At 38.8% G+C, this 18,605-nt stretch carries 16 protein-coding genes; 13 read left to right on the top strand and 3 right to left on the bottom strand.

Annotated features, from left to right (window positions below):
* Positions 1-1,214: Mur ligase family protein (locus tag V5N63_RS07010; RefSeq protein ID WP_332033375.1), on the bottom strand; the 1,214-nt coding region annotated here is incomplete at its 3' end.
* Between the two features lie 9 nt (positions 1,215-1,223).
* Complete coding sequence (locus V5N63_RS07005; protein ID WP_332033374.1) at positions 1,224-2,219, bottom strand: hypothetical protein; 996 nt, start codon at positions 2,217-2,219, stop codon at positions 1,224-1,226.
* Between the two features lie 59 nt (positions 2,220-2,278).
* Between V5N63_RS07005 and V5N63_RS07000 the strand changes: the two genes are divergently transcribed.
* The 6 genes from V5N63_RS07000 to V5N63_RS06975 all read left to right on the top strand — a co-directional run bounded on the left by V5N63_RS07000 (position 2,279) and on the right by V5N63_RS06975 (position 10,764).
* Entirely contained in the window at positions 2,279-2,869 is a 591-nt protein-coding gene (locus V5N63_RS07000) for a thymidine kinase (protein WP_332033373.1), read from the top strand.
* Positions 2,866-5,310, top strand: coding sequence for a bifunctional UDP-N-acetylmuramoyl-tripeptide:D-alanyl-D-alanine ligase/alanine racemase (locus tag V5N63_RS06995; RefSeq protein WP_332033372.1), 2,445 nt, complete (start codon positions 2,866-2,868; stop codon positions 5,308-5,310). Before V5N63_RS07000 ends, V5N63_RS06995 begins: the two co-directional genes overlap by 4 nt.
* Positions 5,310-7,475, top strand: coding sequence for a patatin-like phospholipase family protein (locus tag V5N63_RS06990; protein WP_332033371.1), 2,166 nt, complete (start codon positions 5,310-5,312; stop codon positions 7,473-7,475). Before V5N63_RS06995 ends, V5N63_RS06990 begins: the two co-directional genes overlap by 1 nt.
* Before the next feature lies 1 nt (position 7,476).
* Entirely contained in the window at positions 7,477-7,884 is a 408-nt protein-coding gene (gene ybeY, locus V5N63_RS06985; protein ID WP_332033370.1) for an rRNA maturation RNase YbeY, read from the top strand.
* Positions 7,885-8,013: 129 nt separating this feature from the next.
* On the top strand, positions 8,014-9,876 hold the full coding sequence (gene mnmG / locus V5N63_RS06980) for a tRNA uridine-5-carboxymethylaminomethyl(34) synthesis enzyme MnmG (RefSeq protein WP_332033369.1): 1,863 nt from the start codon (positions 8,014-8,016) through the stop codon (positions 9,874-9,876).
* Between the two features lie 69 nt (positions 9,877-9,945).
* Positions 9,946-10,764 (top strand): class I SAM-dependent methyltransferase, encoded by an 819-nt coding sequence (locus V5N63_RS06975; RefSeq protein ID WP_332033368.1) that lies wholly within the window; start codon positions 9,946-9,948, stop codon positions 10,762-10,764.
* Positions 10,765-10,896: 132 nt separating this feature from the next.
* Here the strand turns inward: V5N63_RS06975 and V5N63_RS06970 are convergent, their stop codons facing one another.
* A complete protein-coding gene (locus V5N63_RS06970; protein WP_332033367.1) occupies positions 10,897-12,087 on the bottom strand; it encodes a phosphoglycerate kinase in 1,191 nt (396 codons plus the stop codon).
* Positions 12,088-12,707: 620 nt separating this feature from the next.
* Here V5N63_RS06970 and rpiB point away from each other — a divergent pair.
* The 7 genes from rpiB to V5N63_RS06935 form a co-directional block, all read left to right on the top strand.
* Complete coding sequence (gene rpiB, locus V5N63_RS06965) at positions 12,708-13,139, top strand: ribose 5-phosphate isomerase B (RefSeq protein ID WP_332033366.1); 432 nt, start codon at positions 12,708-12,710, stop codon at positions 13,137-13,139.
* A gap of 30 nt (positions 13,140-13,169) precedes the next feature.
* The gene (gene rnr, locus V5N63_RS06960) at positions 13,170-15,323 is read left to right on the top strand and encodes a ribonuclease R (RefSeq protein WP_332033365.1); all 2,154 of its coding nucleotides are present in this window, start codon (positions 13,170-13,172) and stop codon (positions 15,321-15,323) included.
* Complete coding sequence (locus V5N63_RS06955) at positions 15,323-15,859, top strand: hypothetical protein (RefSeq protein WP_332033364.1); 537 nt, start codon at positions 15,323-15,325, stop codon at positions 15,857-15,859. Before rnr ends, V5N63_RS06955 begins: the two co-directional genes overlap by 1 nt.
* A complete protein-coding gene (locus V5N63_RS06950; RefSeq protein WP_332033363.1) occupies positions 15,859-16,542 on the top strand; it encodes a LysE family translocator in 684 nt (227 codons plus the stop codon). Before V5N63_RS06955 ends, V5N63_RS06950 begins: the two co-directional genes overlap by 1 nt.
* Entirely contained in the window at positions 16,539-17,468 is a 930-nt protein-coding gene (locus V5N63_RS06945) for a S66 peptidase family protein (RefSeq protein WP_332033362.1), read from the top strand. The genes V5N63_RS06950 and V5N63_RS06945 overlap by 4 nt, the downstream gene beginning before the upstream one ends.
* 4 nt (positions 17,469-17,472) lie before the next feature.
* Positions 17,473-17,844 carry a YraN family protein gene (locus V5N63_RS06940; protein WP_332033361.1) on the top strand — a complete coding sequence of 124 codons (372 nt, stop codon included), beginning with the start codon at positions 17,473-17,475 and terminating at the stop codon, positions 17,842-17,844.
* 27 nt (positions 17,845-17,871) lie between these two features.
* On the top strand, positions 17,872-18,605 hold a 734-nt coding region (locus V5N63_RS06935; RefSeq protein ID WP_332033360.1), incomplete at its 3' end, for an SDR family NAD(P)-dependent oxidoreductase.

The following is an 18,605-nucleotide window of genomic DNA, read 5'->3' as shown; positions in this document are numbered from 1 at the left end:
TCATCTGCGGAGATATCTTTCACAGCAGTTCCGCCGGCATAGAATATTTCGCTCATCCATATTTCGTCCTGAGGTCTTAGCGCGTTTGAGATTTCGTCTACAAAATCGTGGCGCAGAAATCTTGTAGGGCCATAGCCATGAGGCTGAAACCAGGCAATTACTTTTTCTGCCAAAGGCTGACAGGCCCTGATGCTCGCGGCACATTTGGCCGGATTGTGCGCATAATCATCGATGACCCACACGCCGTTTTTCTGACCTAAAATCTGGTGACGGCGGTAAATCCCTTCATATTTTGACAGGCTTGCCGCGCAGGTTTCCAAAGGCACTCCGATTTGATGGGCCACTGCGATGGCTGCGGCGGCGTTTTCAACACTGTGTCTGCCGAGAGAAGTCATCTGAAATTTTTGATTATGAAGATCAAATGTTAATGAAAGTCTGTTCTGGTCAAAATTCTGAGCCGCATATCCCGCATCTTCTTTTTCAAAACCAAAATCATTCTGAGGATTTGCCGACAGTGTTTTGGCAAGTGTATTCGATTGGTTTACAACGAATAAACCTTTGGTATTATTTTTAAAAACAGTAAACAATTCTATGAGTTCATCAATTTCCTGATGGTCTTTATCGATGTTTAAAAGAAGTCCGATTTCGGGTTCGTACTGAACAATCGAACCGTCGCTTTCATCGGCTTCAATGATGAGCCAGTCTCCTTTGCCCACCGCGGCGTTGCCAATTTTACCTTCTTTAATGATGGAAGTTAAACCTGCTCCAGAAATAATGCTGGGCTCATATTTAGCATCAAGTAAAATTTGATATAACATCGCTGATGTGGTTGATTTACCGGAAGTTCCGGCAACAGCAATGGTTTTCTTACTTTTGGCGATGATGGATAAAAGTTCGCTTCTTTTTATGATGGAAATTCCGAATTCCTTAGCTTTCTGAACTTCAAAAACGGTGTCTTCAATCGCTGTGGATACTACAACCAAATCTGTCTTCTCTGAAATTCCACTTCCGTCCTGTAAAAAACAATGGATCCCTGCTGCTTCCAGTTGCTCTTTTGTGCGGTTATATTCACCGGGATGAAAATAGCGGTCGCTTCCGGAAACTTCTTTACCGATTCCTTTAAGATATTGTGCAATAGCGCTCATGCCCACACCGGCGACGCCTATGAAGAATACATTCTGAAAATCCTCCATCTTAGTTATCATTCCTTTCATCTGTAACCGTTACAAGAATTTATTTTCTACGAGGTTCCAAAGTCTCTGTGCATATTCATCCACTTTTCCCCAATCTTTTTGATAATACACTTCGCTTAAATACTGTTTCGCATCTTCAAGATTATCAAAGGAATTCAGTTTATCAACAGTCGTTTTAAGTTCGTCTGCGTCGCCATTAAAAAGAAGTTTTGTAAACGCTACCTTATCATTCAAATCGAGTCTGAATTCGTTTTTCTTTTTCTCGGCCTCCATAAAATCCGTAGGAATATTTGTTTTTAAAATACTTCCGGATTCTGTTTTAGTTTCAGCCATGTGGGTTTTTTCTTCTTCAAGCCGTTCCAGCGGATCTTCATCGAAAAGATTCTGCACAACCTTTAAGCCTTTTATATGGGCCAGTTTAATTTTTTTCTCGACGGAATGATGTTCAGGTTTTTTTTCCTCCTGAAAAATTTCCGGTTTCTGAGGATGAATTACATCTTCTTTGTTGAATTCTACGATTTTTCTCCGGCGTTCTTCAAGTTCCTGAAATTCTTTTTCTTTCTGTGCAATGCGTTCTTCATAGCTGTATTCAGTTTCAATAGCTGCCAGCAGTTCCTCTTCTACCGCTTCTTCTTCAATTTCCAAAGGTTTTTCAGCAGATATTTCTGTAGAAACTTCAGGTTCCTCGTTTTCAATTTCATTAAGCTCATTGGTAAACATCACCTCTTCTTCAATAATATCTTCTTCCAGTGGTGCGTCATCAAAATGGCTGAATTCGGGGTTCATGATTTCGTTTCCGGAAAAAGTTCTGGATTCTTCCTGGGCCGGTTTTTCCACGCTATCATCGCTCATGAAACTGTATTTATTTTTCTCCAAAATCCTGAGAAATGCAATTCTGTCGGTTACTTCTGCAAATAAATCCTGCTTGGTGAGAAGTTCTTCTTTTGAATTGATCCGTGAAAGTGTTTCGAGAATTGTCTTGGATTCAAAAAAAATTTTTTCCTGTAGGTCCTGGAGATTTTGCATAATAAAGTCTATTAAATTTCCGTATTTTTGAGCTTTGAATATCACGGCTAAATTAACAAATGTTTTTAGAAAATACAATTAATCACGCAAAACAAAGCGGCTGGATGGAAGTTATCTGTGGCTCGATGTTTTCGGGAAAAACTGAAGAACTCATCAGGCGGCTGCGGCGTGCTGAAATGGCCGGCCAGAATGTTGAAATTTTCAAGCCGAAACTCGATACCCGATACGCCGAAGAAGAAGTTGTTTCGCACAACAAAAATAAGATCAGGAGTACGCCTGTGGAAAGCCCGAGCGAAATACTATTGCTGGGTTCTACCTGCGATGTAGTAGGGATTGATGAAGCGCAGTTTTTCGATGAAAGTGTGGTGGAAGTTGCCAATACTTTGGCCAATAACGGAGTGCGGGTGGTAATCGCGGGCCTCGACATGGATTTTATGGGCAGGCCGTTCGGGCCGATCCCCAATCTGATGGCTACAGCGGAATATGTTACAAAAGTTCACGCCATCTGTAAAAGAACCGGAAATCTTGCCCATTACTCGATGCGGACTTCAGCCAGTGAAGATTTGGTACAACTGGGTGAGACCGAGAGTTACGAAGCGGTAAGCCGGAAGGTTTTTAACGAAGAAATTCTGAAGCGGAAAAACAAATGAATTACACGACCAAACAACTTGCAGACCTCACAAAATCCCAATTAATTGGGGAAGGAGGTCTGCAGGTGACCACGATTTCGTTCGACAGCCGAACCCTCTATTCCTCGGCAGATACTGCATTTATCGCCATTAATAACCAAAAAAATTCCGGCGAAAAATATATTCAGGCTGCCGCTGAAAAAGGAATTAAAATCATTATTTCTGAACATCAAGTCGCGGGTCTGCAAGATATTACCTGGATTATTGTAGAAAATTCATTAAAATTCATCCAGCAACTGGCAAAGCATCATCTTTCACTTTTTAATCTGAAGACGGTAGGGATTACGGGAAGCAACGGAAAGACCATTGTAAAAGAATGGCTGTATCAAAGTCTGTTTACAGATTTTAATACGGTGAAAAGCCCGAAAAGTTTCAATTCGCAGCTCGGACTTCCACTTTCACTCCTGAAAATTGACGGAAAACATGAAGTGGGGATTTTTGAAGTGGGCATATCCAAGCCCGGCGAGATGGAAATTCTGGAAGATATCTTCCCACCTCAAATTGGTGTCCTTACGCATATCGGTTCAGCACATTCCTCAAATTTTGTGGACGAAGAAGAACTGACAGAAGAAAAAATAAAACTTTTCAAACATTCTGAAACTATTATTTTTAATGGTGACAATGATTTGGTATACAATAAAATAAACGAGATCTATTCATGTAAAAATTTAATATCATATGGTTTGAAACACCGGAATGATATTACCATTACGAATGATCCGAATGATAAGTCTGAACCATTACAGATCCGTTATTTCAATGATGACTTTCAGCTTCCGGCGCAGCAAAGAGACGAAGCGACACTGAGAAATGCGCTCTGTGTTGTGGCGGTTCTGAAGGAATTTGGGTTTAATTTCAAACAGATTGTTGATAAGATCAATACCCTGAAATCTGTAGAAATGCGTCTGGAAAGTGTCAACGGACTTCGGAATAATCTTATCATCAACGATTCCTTTAATCTGGATCTGGATTCTTTAAAAATTGCTTACCAGTTTATCAAGGAATATAACAAACCAAAAAAGACGCTTATTCTTACCGATATTGTCGAAGGAAAAAACGCTGAACAGCTCTATGGTGAAGTTGTTAAAATCACAAACCAGCAGGATTTTAGTAAAATAATTCTCATTGGCGATGAAATAATTAATTACCAAAACGACTTTAAAGCTGAAGCTTATACTTTCAATAACGTTAATGAACTTATTGATAGTCATATTCTTAATCAGATCGAAAGCGAACTGATTCTCTTAAAAGGTGCAAGGAAATTCGAAATTGAAAAAATTAAAAATCACCTGGAACTTCAGAAGCACGATACTGTTCTTGAAGTAAACCTTAATGCCATTCTGCACAACATCAATGTGCATAAAGCCTTCTTAAAGCCTGAAACGAAAATGATGGCAATGGTAAAGGCTTATTCTTACGGGCTTGGCGGTTACGAGATCGCCGAGTTTCTCCAGCATCATCACATTGATTATCTTGGCGTTGCCTATGCAGATGAAGGGGTAGATTTAAGAAAAAACGGGATTACTGCTCCCATTATGGTGATGAATCCTGAGCAGCACAGCTATAACATTATCATTGATTATAATCTGGAACCGGAAATTTACAGTTTCCGGGTACTTGACCTGTTCACCCAACAGCTCGCTCAAAAAGGAATTCAGGAGAAATATCCTATCCACATCAAACTGGAAACCGGTATGCACCGGCTTGGTTTTAAGGAAGATGAACTAAATATACTTACTGAAAAGTTGAAGCATCTGAATGTAAAGGTTGCCTCCATTTTCAGTCATCTCTCCATTGCTGATGTTCCTGAAGGAAAAGATTACACTTTAGAGCAGATTGAAATTTTCAAAAAAAATTCCGATAATCTTATTTCCGGGTTACATTACCAACCCATACGACATATTTTAAACACTTCCGGGATTGTACATTATTCTGATTATCAGTTTGATATGGTTCGAATTGGTATCGGGATGGTAGGAATTTCTTCCAATGAAAAAATAAAAAAACAATTGCAGGGTGCGGTAAGTTTTAAAACCGTAATTTCACAGATCTCAACGGTTAATGCAGGAGAATCAATTGGTTACAACAGGAATTACACAACCAAAAACAGTACGCAGATCGCAACCATACCGGTAGGTTATGCGGACGGAATCCCAAGGCTTATCGGAAATGAAGTTGGAAAGGTAGGCATCGCGAAGAAGCTTTTTCCTATTGTAGGCAATGTGTGTATGGACATGATGATGATCAATATTGGAGATGCTGCCGCAAAGGAGGGAGATGAAGTGATTATATTCAATTCCAATCCTTCTCTCGAAGAATTTTCAAATTACTGTAAAACAATACCTTATGAAGTTTTAACTTCGATCTCAAGACGTGTAAAGAGAATTTATATCAAAAATTAATGAAGAAAATACTGGTGCTTTTTTCAGCCTTATTTATAAACTTCTACCTTAATGCACAGGTAAAGGAAGGTTTTACCGTACCACAAAATCCAAAGATAGGTTTATCTCTTTCGGGCGGCGGAGCCAAAGGCTTTGCGCATATCGGGGTTTTAAAAGTTCTTGATTCGCTGGGCGTAAAAGTAGATTATATCTCGGGAACAAGCATGGGAGCGATTGTGGGCGGTCTTTACGCTTCAGGATATACAGGGAAAGAGATCGAAAAGATTGTAATGGAAACCGATTTTTACACCATCATCGCAAACGAAAAAACGCGTAAAGAAACCACCTTTTTCGATAAATCCGTTGATAAGTACATTCTTAATATCCCTGTTAAAGACGGTAAATTCAACGTTTTACCAAAAGCAATCTCTACCGGTCAAAAAAACATCTATCTTTTAAAGGAGCTGTTTAAAAACGTTTCTACAATTGATGATTTCTCGAAACTTCCTGTTCCCTTTATGTGTATTGCAACCAATTTAGAAAGCGGAAAAATTGAGATTTTCGAGAAAGGTGATCTGGTGAGTTCCATTATGGCAAGTTCTGCGTTTCCTTCTTTGATGGATCCGGTGATGATCAATGATTCTCTATATATCGATGGAGCAATGACCATCAACTATCCTTCAAAACCACTTAAAGATAAAGGAATTGATGTGGTTATTGGTGTGGATCTGAGCCAGGGCTTAGCAAACAGAGCAAATCTGCAGAGTGCCATTGATATCCTGAATCAGGTGATTGATTTTGGAATTCAGAAAGAAACCAAAAACCAGTATCATTATACTGATATCAATATTCATCCGGATTTAACGGGAATGAGCGCTACAAGTTACGATGCTAAGGCTGCCATATTAGATTCAGGTTATGTAGAGGCCAAAAAATATGCAGAAACGCTTTCGCTGTTGCCAAAAAGAAAAACTGATCTTCTGAGGGTACCTTTGAATTCGATATATTCCAATGTCTATAAAATTGACAGCTTGATTCTCGAAAACAATCATATTTTCGGTAAAAACTATGTACAAGGGAAAATGAATCTCCGTGTACCTTCACTACAGACCTATGGCAGCATCAATAAAATGATTGACAGGCTGTATGCAACCAATAATTACAGGCTGATTAATTACGATATCACGCAACAGGAAGACCGGAATTATTTAAAACTAAATGTTACCGAAGAGGACACGCGTTTTTTCCTAAAATTCGGGCTTCATTACGATGAAGTATTCAAAACCGGGCTTCTTCTTAACGCCACGGCAAAAAGACTCCTTTTCCGAAACTCTACGGTATCTCTGGATGTGGTGGTTGGCGATAAACCGCGATACTATCTCAACTATTTTATCGATAACGGATATATTCCGGGTTTTGGTGTTTATGCTTCCGGAATGACGCTGGATTTAATCGATATCGATGCTAATGTGTACGAAAAATGGAACTGGTTCCGAAACGAAGCTTTTATCCAGTCCGTATGGCGGGATAAATACGCCATTGGTGGCGGTATAAGCCACGATTACTACGAAGCTAAGCTTATATCAGAGTCTAACTACTCGAATGCCCATAACTTCATCAATCCTTATGTATTTATTAAAACCGATACCCAGGATAATACCAGTTTTCCTACAAAAGGTTTATTCCTTTATGCCGAAGGAAAGATACTGGATCTTCTTAATGATGAGCAGGAAGGAAGAACGGTTCAGCTAAAAATCGTGTCCCAGATCAATTTTCCTTTGAATTCGTGGTTTACTTACCGGCTTGGATTATTCGGCGGAGTTACGGTTGGGGAAGAGCTTTCTCCTTACTACCATTATAGGATCGGTGGAATATTCGAGCAGAATATGGGAAACCTATTTAAATTTCAAGGCTATGAATTCGGGCAGTTATATTCCAAAAACATGCTTATCGCAGCAAATACCTTCCAATTTAATTTTTATAAAAATTACTTTTTCGATGCCAACTTAAGCATAGGAAATCTCTTTAATGATATTAAAGTTGATGATATTTTACATATTACCGAGTCATCGGCAGGTATTACTGCAGGTTATAAATCACCTTTTGGGCAGATAAAGTTCAATTACAGCAAATCTTTGAACCGTAATAATAATATTTTTAGTGTAATTCTTGGACACTGGTTTTAATATGATACAATTTTTCTTTGAAGATATCGATAAAATCGAAATCGAAGCCAACCTAAGCAACAGGTTGGAAAATATTATCCTTTCTGAAGGTAAAAAGCCAGGTGAAATCAATTATATTTTCTGTGATGATGAGTATTTACTCCAGGTTAACAGAGAATATCTAAAACATGATTATTACACCGATGTCATCACGTTCGACTATGTAAAGGGCAAAACCATTTCAGGAGATATTTTTGTATCTTTGCCGCGCATTTTTGATAACGCTCAAACTTTGTCTAAAGATTTTGAATCTGAATTTTTCAGGGTTTTAGCACACGGAGTTCTTCACCTTTGTGGATATATGGACAAGACAGACGAAGAAATCGCAGAAATGCGCAGTAAAGAAGATTATTATCTGAATAAGAGATAATTCATTCTGTACCCCACCCCGTTTACTCAATCAAATTCAACATGAATTGCAGTATCCGATTAACGGGTATTAAAATTTATTAAATGTTTCACGTGAAACATTCAATCATTAATTATCATTTTAATATACATGATCAACGAGATATACGACGTAATCGTAGTCGGCGCCGGCCACGCAGGTTGCGAAGCAGCAGCTGCTGCAGCCAATATGGGATCTAAAACTCTTTTGGTTACAATGAATATGCAGACCATAGGCCAAATGTCCTGTAATCCTGCCATGGGCGGCATCGCCAAAGGACAAATTGTACGCGAAATTGACGCTATGGGCGGATATTCCGGTATTATTGCGGACAAATCAGCAATTCAGTTCAAGATGCTGAATCTCTCCAAAGGACCTGCCATGTGGTCTCCACGAACCCAAAATGACCGAATGTTGTTTGCGGAAGAATGGCGTATTGCCCTCGAAAACACACCAAATCTTGATTTCTTTCAGGATATGGTGAAAAGCCTCATCATCGAAAACCACAAAGTTACGGGCGTTGTAACTTCATTAGGAATAAAAATTAAAGCTAAATCTGTAGTATTAACCAACGGAACATTCCTGAACGGTTTAATTCATGTTGGCGACAAACAACTGGGAGGTGGAAGAATGGGCGAACCCAGAGCTTTCGGGATTACAGAACAGCTTGTATCATTAGGTTTTGAAGCAGGAAGAATGAAAACAGGTACCCCGCCGCGTGTTGATGGCAGGAGCCTTGATTACTCTAAAATGGAAGAACAGAAAGGAGATGAAAATCCGCAGAAATTCTCCTATTCCGATACGCCAAAACTTACAAAACAGCTAAGCTGTCACATTGTTTATACCAACGAAACGGTTCATGAAATATTGAGAGAAGGATTCGACAGAAGCCCTATGTTTAACGGAACAATACAGAGTATTGGGCCAAGATACTGCCCAAGTATTGAAGACAAAATCAACCGTTTTGCAGAGCGGGAACGACACCAACTTTTTGTAGAACCTGAAGGCTGGCGCACGGTAGAGATATACGTTAACGGCTTCAGCTCTTCTTTACCTGAAGATATTCAGATTAAAGCGATGCGGCATATCCCAGGATTCCAAAATGTAAAAGTTTTCCGCCCCGGATACGCTATTGAATACGACTATTTCCCTCCTACTCAACTTCATCACACCCTTGAAACAAAACTTATAGAAAACCTTTATTTTGCCGGTCAAATCAACGGTACAACCGGTTATGAAGAAGCTGCCGGACAGGGACTAATTGCAGGAATCAATGCACACAACAAAGTTCACGAGAAAGAAGAATTCATTCTCAACCGTGATGAAGCTTACATCGGCGTTCTAATTGACGATTTAATTACGAAAGGAACCGAAGAACCGTACCGTATGTTTACTTCCAGGGCCGAATACAGGCTGCTTTTAAGACAGGATAATGCCGACATCAGATTAACTGAAAAGTCACATAAAATAGGTCTTGCAGATGAAACACGGCTCAGAAACGTAGAAAATAAAATCGCGGCCAGTAATGAACTGGAAGAATATCTGAAATCTACGTCTCTGAAACCCGGGATTATCAATCCTATCCTCGCATCTATTGAATCCTCTCCTGTCGATCAGGCATACCGCGCGTCGCAAATCCTTACAAGACCGAATATGACGCTTGAAAAACTGAGTGAAATTGATTTTATTGGTGAGAAAACTAAGGAATTTACAGGAGAAGTTAAAGAGCAGGCTGAAATCAATATCAAATACAAAGGTTACATTGAGAAAGAAAAAGAAAATGTAGCCAAGCTAAACCGTTTGGAAACCATCAGAATTCCGGATGATTTTGACTACACTAAAATAGGTTCACTTTCTTCTGAAGCCAAACAAAAACTGAATAAAATTCAGCCCAAAACCATTGCGCAGGCAGCAAGAATCAGCGGCGTATCACCTTCCGATATCAACGTACTTCTTATTTATTTGGGCAGATAAATCATCTTATAATTATCTTGATGTTTCACGTGAAACATCAATATCCTCTAAATACAGTCTAATCATTTTATGATAATTAAAGATCACTTTTTGACCAAAGAAGACTTTGAAATCAAAGAAACTTCTATTACGGGAATTTATAAAACCCATCCCGTTCCGGAGAATATAGGCCGGTATTATGAAAGCACCGATTATATTTCGCACTATCAGGATGAAAAAGGTTTAAAACATAAACTGTATAAATTTTTACAGAGATTTAATTTGAATTTCAAAAGAAATATTGTTGCAAAGGAACTTCATAAAAATGCTTATGTGTTGGATTATGGTTTCGGTGCCGGAGAGTTTTTGAAATATATTGAAGATGATTTTACAACATTTGGATACGAACCTAATCAGTCAGCCGCTGAGTTTGCTCTAAAGAAATTGTCAAAAACTAAAATTATAAAGGACCTGAGCAGTATTGAAAACCATTCACTTGATGCGATCACCCTGTGGCATGTCTTCGAACATATTGAAAATCAAGAAGATATATTAAATATATTTCACTCAAAACTGAAAATCAATGGTTTACTGATTATAGCGGTCCCCAATCACACCTCTTATGATGCGAAAAAATACAGGGAATTTTGGGCAGCTTATGATGTTCCCCGACATATTTATCATTTCTCGAAGACCGGAATGCAGAAATTAATGAATAACGAAAAGTGGAAAATTAAATATATTAAGCCCCTCCTGCTCGATGCGTTCTATATTTCAATGTTGAGCGAAAAATATAAAAATTCACCGCTTTTTTGGCTAAAAGGTTTTGTTTTCGGAGCGATTTCTAATTTTAAAGCATTAAAAAACGACGAATTTTCGAGTTTGATATATATTATCGGAAAAAAATAGTTTTTCGATTTTTAAAGTATTTATGAAGGTCGATTTTTATTGTTTTTATTCAATTTTAAAAAAGTTTTCAAAGTTTAGCAAAAAAAAAGTTTCCGTAATTACCGGAAACTTTTTAATTAATAATATCATCAATTAACTGTTGATTGCTTTTACGCCAGGCAATTCCTTTCCTTCCAAACTTTCAAGCATCGCACCTCCTCCAGTGGATACGTAACTTACTTTGTCATCATAACCAAACTGTTTTACAAAAGCAACACTGTCGCCCCCACCAACAAGTGAAAAAGCTCCGAGTTCGGTAGATTCTGCAATACTGTCACCTAAAGCTATAGTTCCAGCCGCAAAATTAGGCATTTCGAAAACTCCGATCGGGCCGTTCCATAAAATTGTTCTGGAATTCATAATTACATCATGGAAAAGAACTCTTGATTTGGATCCCGCATCCATTCCCATCCAACCTTCCGGAATATCATAGATATCAACTTCCTTTCTGTCTGCGTCATTACTGAATTCATCTGCAATTACAGCATCTGTCGGTAAAAATACCTTTACATTCTGTGCTTTGGCTTTTTCCAGAATTTCTAATGCCAACGTTAACTTATCTTCTTCTAAAAGAGAATTTCCGATATGTCCACCCAACGCACGAATAAAGGTGAAGGACATTCCACCTCCGATAATCAAGTTATCGATAGCCGGTAAAATATTTTCTATAATGGTAATTTTGGTCGAAACTTTGGATCCTCCAAGAATAGCAGTAACAGGTTTTTCTCCATTTCCCAAAACTTTTTCTACCGCTTCAAGCTCTTTTGCCATCAGTAAACCGAAAAATTTAGTTTCAGGGAAATATTCTGCAATTATGGCGGTAGATGCATGCGCACGGTGCGCTGTGCCGAATGCATCATTTACATAAGCATCCGCATATTTAGAAAGTTTTTTAGCAAATTCCTTATCTCCTTTTTCTTCCTCGTTATAGAACCTCAAATTCTCCAGTAACAGAATTTCTCCGGGCTGAAGCTCTGAAGTCATTTCAGTCGCTTCATTCCCAATACAGTCTGCACAGAATTTAACTGTTCTCCCTAAAACCGTTTCTATTTCACCCACGATATTCTTTAAAGAAAATTCTTCAGTTACTTTGCCTTTTGGGCGTCCGAGGTGAGTCATTAAAATCACGGAACCTCCATCATTCAGGATTTTATCAATGGTAGGTTTTACTGCCTGAATCCTGGTATTATCCGTAACTTTCAGATCAGCACTTTGAGGTACATTGAAATCTACACGCACCAATGCTTTTTTATCTTTAAAATTGAAATCGTTCACTGTTTTCATAAAAATCCTTTGTTTTTTAGTTTCACAAATTTAATATTTATTCACCTGAATAAAAATTTATTTCCCGCTAAAATTCCACAAACCCCGAAGACCCATTTTATCTACATTATATTCTTTTTATAAAAGAAAGAAATGAATAGTGTTGTTGTAGAAGACGGATTTGTGGAGAAAAACACGCCTTTTAGTTCAACACATTTAGTTGAAGTTCAATTCATAAATGATTAACAGTGCAAGTATTTGATTTTTAACGTTTATTAACGTTTATCAACATTTGTTAATAATTTTGCTACTCCAGCTTTCCTGAGAACGTTTTTATGGACAACTGTAAGAATTGATCACTGAAACTTTACTGAACATTCTGCTTCAAATTCCAAAAACATTTTCCAATAGGAAATAAAAACGGATAATAAAACCAATTGTTTTGAAGAGTTATCCACACCAATTCCGTGTTATCCTCACATGTTTTGTGGAATAGTCTTCAAACCCGCTTGCGCATCAGATTTCAGATTAAAATCACGCTAAAAAGCGTTAAAAACATGATATTTAAAGCTTATATAATCACTTCTTTCTATATATAATCTTAAATTTGTAGGAAATCTAAATTCTAATATCCTTTAAAAATGAAAAAGATAGCCATCGCCTGTGATCATGCCGGTTTCGATTACAAAGAAATTATAAAAAAACATCTCGAAACTCACTATGAAGTAAAAGATTTCGGTACGTTTTCCAAAGATTCTGTGGATTACCCTGATTTCGTTCATCCCAGCGCTAATGCCGTTGAGAGCGGCGAATGCGATTTCGGAATCCTGATTTGCGGGAGTGGCCAAGGTGTTGCCATTACAGCGAACAAGCATCAGCAGATCCGTTGCGCATTATGCTGGATGCCAGAATTGGCCGAACTTGCACGTAAGCACAACAATGCCAATATGATCGCGCTTCCGGCCAGATTTATCGCCAGTGAATTAGCAGTTGATATTGTTGATATATTCCTCGGCACTGATTTTGAAGGAGGCAGACATGAAAACAGGGTCGCAAAAATCTCGTGCTGCTAACCATTACCCCATAATTACTAAACCATTTACATGGCTAAAAAAACCAAATTTATATCCCATAAAAACAATCACAAACTCCAGGAAATTGGACGTTTGATATTGAAATTTATGAACCAGAAATCCTCTAAAGTCTATAATTACAAACAGATTGCAGATGGTATTGACTATAAAAATCCACGACAGCGAGAGCTGGTCATCCAGGCACTTCACAAATTACTTTCTGAGGAACGGATTAAAGAAACTGAAAAAGGAAAATACATCATCAATCTCCGGATCGAAGGAACCTTAACCGGGATTATCGATTTCAACCAGGCCGGAAACGCTTATGTTAAAGTCGAAGAACTTGACGATGATGTTTTCATTCATTCGAAAAACGTAAAAGATGCGCTTCAGGGTGACAAGGTACTCATCGTCACCTATCATTTTAAAGGTAAAAAGCTTGAAGGTTCTGTGCTGGAGGTTATCGAAAGAAACCGTGATGAGTTTGTAGGCACGTTCCAACTTATTAAACATAAGGATTTTGGGTTTGTTGTATGTGATAAAAAGACCATAAACACTGATATTTTCGTACCGAAAGGAAAAATTGCTGGCGCTGAAGATGGCGATAAAGTGGTTGTAAAAATGACTGACTGGAAAGCTGGTGAGAAAAATCCAGAAGGTGAAATCATTAAAGTGTTAGGCGCACCAGGCGAACATGAAACCGAGATTCATTCTATTTTAGCGGAATACGGTTTGCCTTATACGTTCCCTGAAGAAGTGGAACGGGAAGCGGAAGAAATCGACCGGCGTATTCTCGACAGTGAAGTGGCAAAACGCCGCGATATGCGCGGAATATGCACTTTTACCATCGATCCCAAAGACGCAAAAGATTTTGATGACGCCTTATCGATACAAAAATTAGAAAACGGAAACTGGGAAATCGGCGTTCATATTGCCGATGTCTCGCATTATGTAGTTCCCGGAACCAGACTTGATGACGAAGCTTACGACCGCGCGACTTCGGTTTATCTGGTTGACAGGGTTGTGCCGATGCTTCCAGAAGTATTGAGTAATGATGTGTGTTCCTTAAGACCCAATGAAGATAAATATACCTTTTCTGCGGTTTTTGAACTTGATGAGAATGCAGATGTTGTAAAGGAATGGTTTGGAAGAACTGTTATTCATTCCGACAGAAGATTCAGTTACGAAGAAGCCCAGGAAAGAATCGAGACCAAAGAAGGCGATTTGGCAGAAGAGATTCTGGTACTCGACCGGCTCGCGAAAATTTTAAGAAAAAACAGAATTAAAAACGGGGCGATTACCTTCGACCGAAGCGAAGTACGCTTTAACCTGGATGAAAACAGCGAACCGATCGGTGTTTATTTCAAAATAAGTAAAGATTCCAATCATCTGATTGAAGAATTTATGCTTCTGGCCAACCGAAAAGTTTCGGAATTTGTTTCGCTGAACCGAAAAGGAGATCCTACAGGAAACACCTTTATATACAGAATTCACGACGATCCCGATCCCACAAAACTCGAAGCACTAAGAGAATTTGTTTCCACTTTCGGCTATAAAATGGATTTAGCAAACACAAAAAAAGTTGCGGAATCGCTCAACCGTTTGTTAACAGATGTAAAAGGCAAGGGCGAAGAAAATATGATTGAAACTTTAGCGATGCGATCCATGAGTAAAGCGATTTATTCTACCAATCCGATTGGTCATTATGGTTTGGGATTCGAGTATTATTCCCACTTTACCTCCCCGATCCGCCGTTATCCGGATTTAATTGCGCACCGTTTGCTTCAGCATTATCTGGATGGCGGAAAATCGCCGAACAAGCAGGATTTTGAGGAAAAAAGCAAACACTGCAGCGCGATGGAACGTTTGGCCGCCGATGCGGAAAGAGATTCTATTAAATTCATGCAGGTAAAATTCATGGAGAAACATTTGGGCGAAGTCTTCACCGGTGTAATTTCTGGGGTTGCCGATTTCGGATTCTGGGTACAGATTCCGGAAAGCGGCGCTGAAGGTTTAATCAAACTACGTGATCTGATGGACGATTCTTATCAGTACGATGCCAAAATTCATGCGGTAGTCGGTACAAGAACCGGAAACCAATACCAGTTAGGCCAGGAAGTAAAAATAAAAGTAATGAAAGCCAATCTCATCCAGAAGCAGCTGGATTTCAAGATTGTTGAATAATGACGGAGCATTACAAGGCTTTTCTCACCGATTTATTAAAAGTGTTTGGATTTATTCTGAACGCTTTTCTCTTTTTTAGCATCATTACTTATACGTTTATTTCGGTAAAAAATCTTTTTATCAGCTTTATATTGTTGATGAGCATTGGGTTTATTCTGTTCCGGATTTTCCGGATTCAGATCAACAGATATGTCTTTTTTTTAATTTTATTACCTTTACTTTTTAATTGTTTCTTCCTGTTTAATTACGTTTTTTCTAAACGTCCGACGCAGGAGACCTACCTTTATGCTTACGGAATAACTGATATTCAGGGAAGTAAAGGAAGATATTCTTCGCAAAAAGGCAGGTCAACAACAATTTATTTGGAAGGCGGAGTTTATAAAGAATATACCTTGCCGAGAATGTTTTTTAATTATGAAAAAATGAAGGATAAAAGCGTGATTACATACGATATAGAAGACGGTTTCTTCAGTTTTAGGGTGGTAAAGGATTATGAATTTTCTGAAGACAGCACGAATCATATATTTCAATACTGATGTTTGAACTTATACTTTCTGCCATTGGTTTAGGAATTATGCTCAGTCTGGTCTTCATCGGACCTATTTTCTTTCTTTTGATAGAAACCAGTTTTTCCCGCGGTCCGAAACATGCGCTGGCACTGGATTTAGGTGTAATTGTAGCAGATATACTGTGTATTGCAGCAGCTTTTTTCGCCAGTGCCGACCTGGTACAGCTTATTGATAAACATCCCGGATTTTACAGAATTACCTCCTTTATCATTTTAATTTACGCCATTTACATGATTGTTTCCCGAACCCGAATGCATCTTGCCGGTGAGGAAAAAATGATAGGGCAGAATTACTTCAAGACTTTTTTAAACGGATTTTTCTTCAATATCCTTAATATCGGGGTCGTGCTTTTCTGGCTTGTTACCGTAATTTCTGTGCGGAATGCTTATCCGGATCTCAACGAATTTCTGCTGTATATGGCTTTGGTTGTTGCAACATATCTCGGTATCGATTTCTTTAAAATCTATCTGGCGAAACAGTTTCACGATAAACTTACCGAAAAACTCGCCAACCAAATCCGTAAAGGCGTAGGATTTATTCTTGTAGGATTCAGTATTTTTATATTTCTGCAGAGTTTCAAAAAATTTAACCAGTTCGACAGGCAGCTTGAAGAGGCAGAGAAAACCGAGCAAAAACAGATGAACAAATGAACTCAATTATTTTCCCGGAGTCTTTAAAAAAAGGTGACAGAATTGCCATAATCTCTCCCGCGGGTTCTGTGGAAAAATCCCAGCTTGAAAACGGGTTAAATCTCATTCGGGACAAAGGGTACGAGCCGGTTTTAGGGAAACATCTTTATACAAAGTTTTCAAACGGCTACAGTTACGCAGGTACAGAGAAAGAAAGAATTTCCGATATGAACTGGGCACTGAACGATCCTGAAATTTCAGCAGTCTGGGCTTCCAGAGGCGGTTACGGCTGTCAGCATTTACTGCGACATTTAAAACTTTCAGAATTCAGAAAAAATCCCAAATGGTATATCGGCTATTCCGACAATACCGTGATTCAAAGCTATTTACTGAAAAAAGGTTTTGCTTCCATTCACGCACAAACTGTTAAAACGTCGGGTTTTGGAGTAACGCCGGAAGGTTATGATCTGACATTCGGTATTCTGAAAGGAAAAATGCCGGAATATTCCATCAAAAAAAATAAGCTGAATAAATCCGGAATTGCAGCAGGCGAACTGGTAGGCGGAAATCTGGCGCTTATCTACGCACTTTTAGGCACCAAATATTCATTTGATTTCAAAGACAAAATTCTTTTTATTGAAGATATCGGCGAGAAATTTTACGCGTTGGACAGGATGTTGATGTCGCTGGAACTTGCTGGCGTTTTCAGCAAAATCAAAGGGATGATCGTTGGCGGAATGACGCTTATGGAAGACGAAAAAGAAAACATCAACTACGAAGAAAGCTTCGATGAATTTTCTTACCGCATCATTGCCGAGCGGATTTCCAAATATGATTTTCCTGTGATTTTTGGCTTTCCGAACGGTCATATTTATGATAACCGCCCCATCATCATCGGAGCAGAAATTTCGATGAAAATCGGTAATAAAGTTGAAGTAAAATTTTAAAATTATGGCAGAACACAACGATTTCGGGAATCTTGCAGAAGATCTTGCTGTGGAATACCTGGAAAAGAAAAATTACAGAATCATTGCCAGAAATTTCCGATATCAGAAAGCTGAAATCGATATTGTTGCTGAGTTTGACGACCTGATTGTTGTTACCGAAGTGAAAGCCAGAAGTTACAACACCGTTATTGAACCTCAGGAAGCGGTGACGAAGAAAAAGATAAAATCGATCGTGATGTGTACCGATTTTTTCATGCAGGACAAGACGATTGATAAGGAGGTTCGATTCGATATTATCACGGTTCTTCCCGATGAAAAGGGCGTTCTGCAACTCACTCATATCCAGGACGCGTTCCAGAGTTTCGATGCAAATTAAATAATTCTGATAAATACTCATACTGAAATGAAAACAGCACTCATCACCGGAGCAACTTCGGGAATTGGAAAAGCCACCGCCGAATTACTTGCAAAAAAAGGTTTCAGAATGATCCTTTGCGGAAGAAGAACTGAAGTTTTAGAACAAATCAAGACACAACTTTCATCCGTTAACGAGGTTTATACCTTAAACTTCGACCAAAGACACCTACATGAGGTTGAAAACGCCTTCTCTTCCCTACCCGATTCCTGGAAAAATATTGATGTGCTGGTGAACAATGCCGGCAATGCACACGGTTTAGAACCTCTTTCCGATGGTAATACGGAGGATTGGGATGCCATGATCGACGGAAATGTGAAAGGGCTGCTGTATGTTTCAAAATGTGTAATTCCGGGGATGAAAGAGAGAAATTCCGGTCATATTGTAAATATTTCCAGTGTTGCGGCGAGACAAACTTATGCGAATGGTGTTGTTTACTGTGCTTCCAAAAAAGCTGTTGATGTAATTTCCGACGGAATGCGCCTCGAACTTACAGAATTTGGCATAAAAGTCACCAATATTCAGCCGGGTTTGGTAGAAACCGACTTTTCGAAAGTCCGGTTCAAAGGCGACGAAGAACGTGCCAATGCAGTCTATCAAGGTTATAAAGCTTTGCAGCCTGAAGATATTGCCGATGCTATTTCTTACTGTATTAACGCGCCGAAGCATGTGGCAATTTCAGATTTAACCATTTATCCGAGCGCACAGAGCGAACCGAGAAC

It is taken from the genome of Kaistella sp. (assembly GCF_032060305.1).
GTDB lineage: Bacteria > Bacteroidota > Bacteroidia > Flavobacteriales > Weeksellaceae > Kaistella > Kaistella yananensis.
This window is presented reverse-complemented; position numbering and strand designations above follow the sequence as displayed.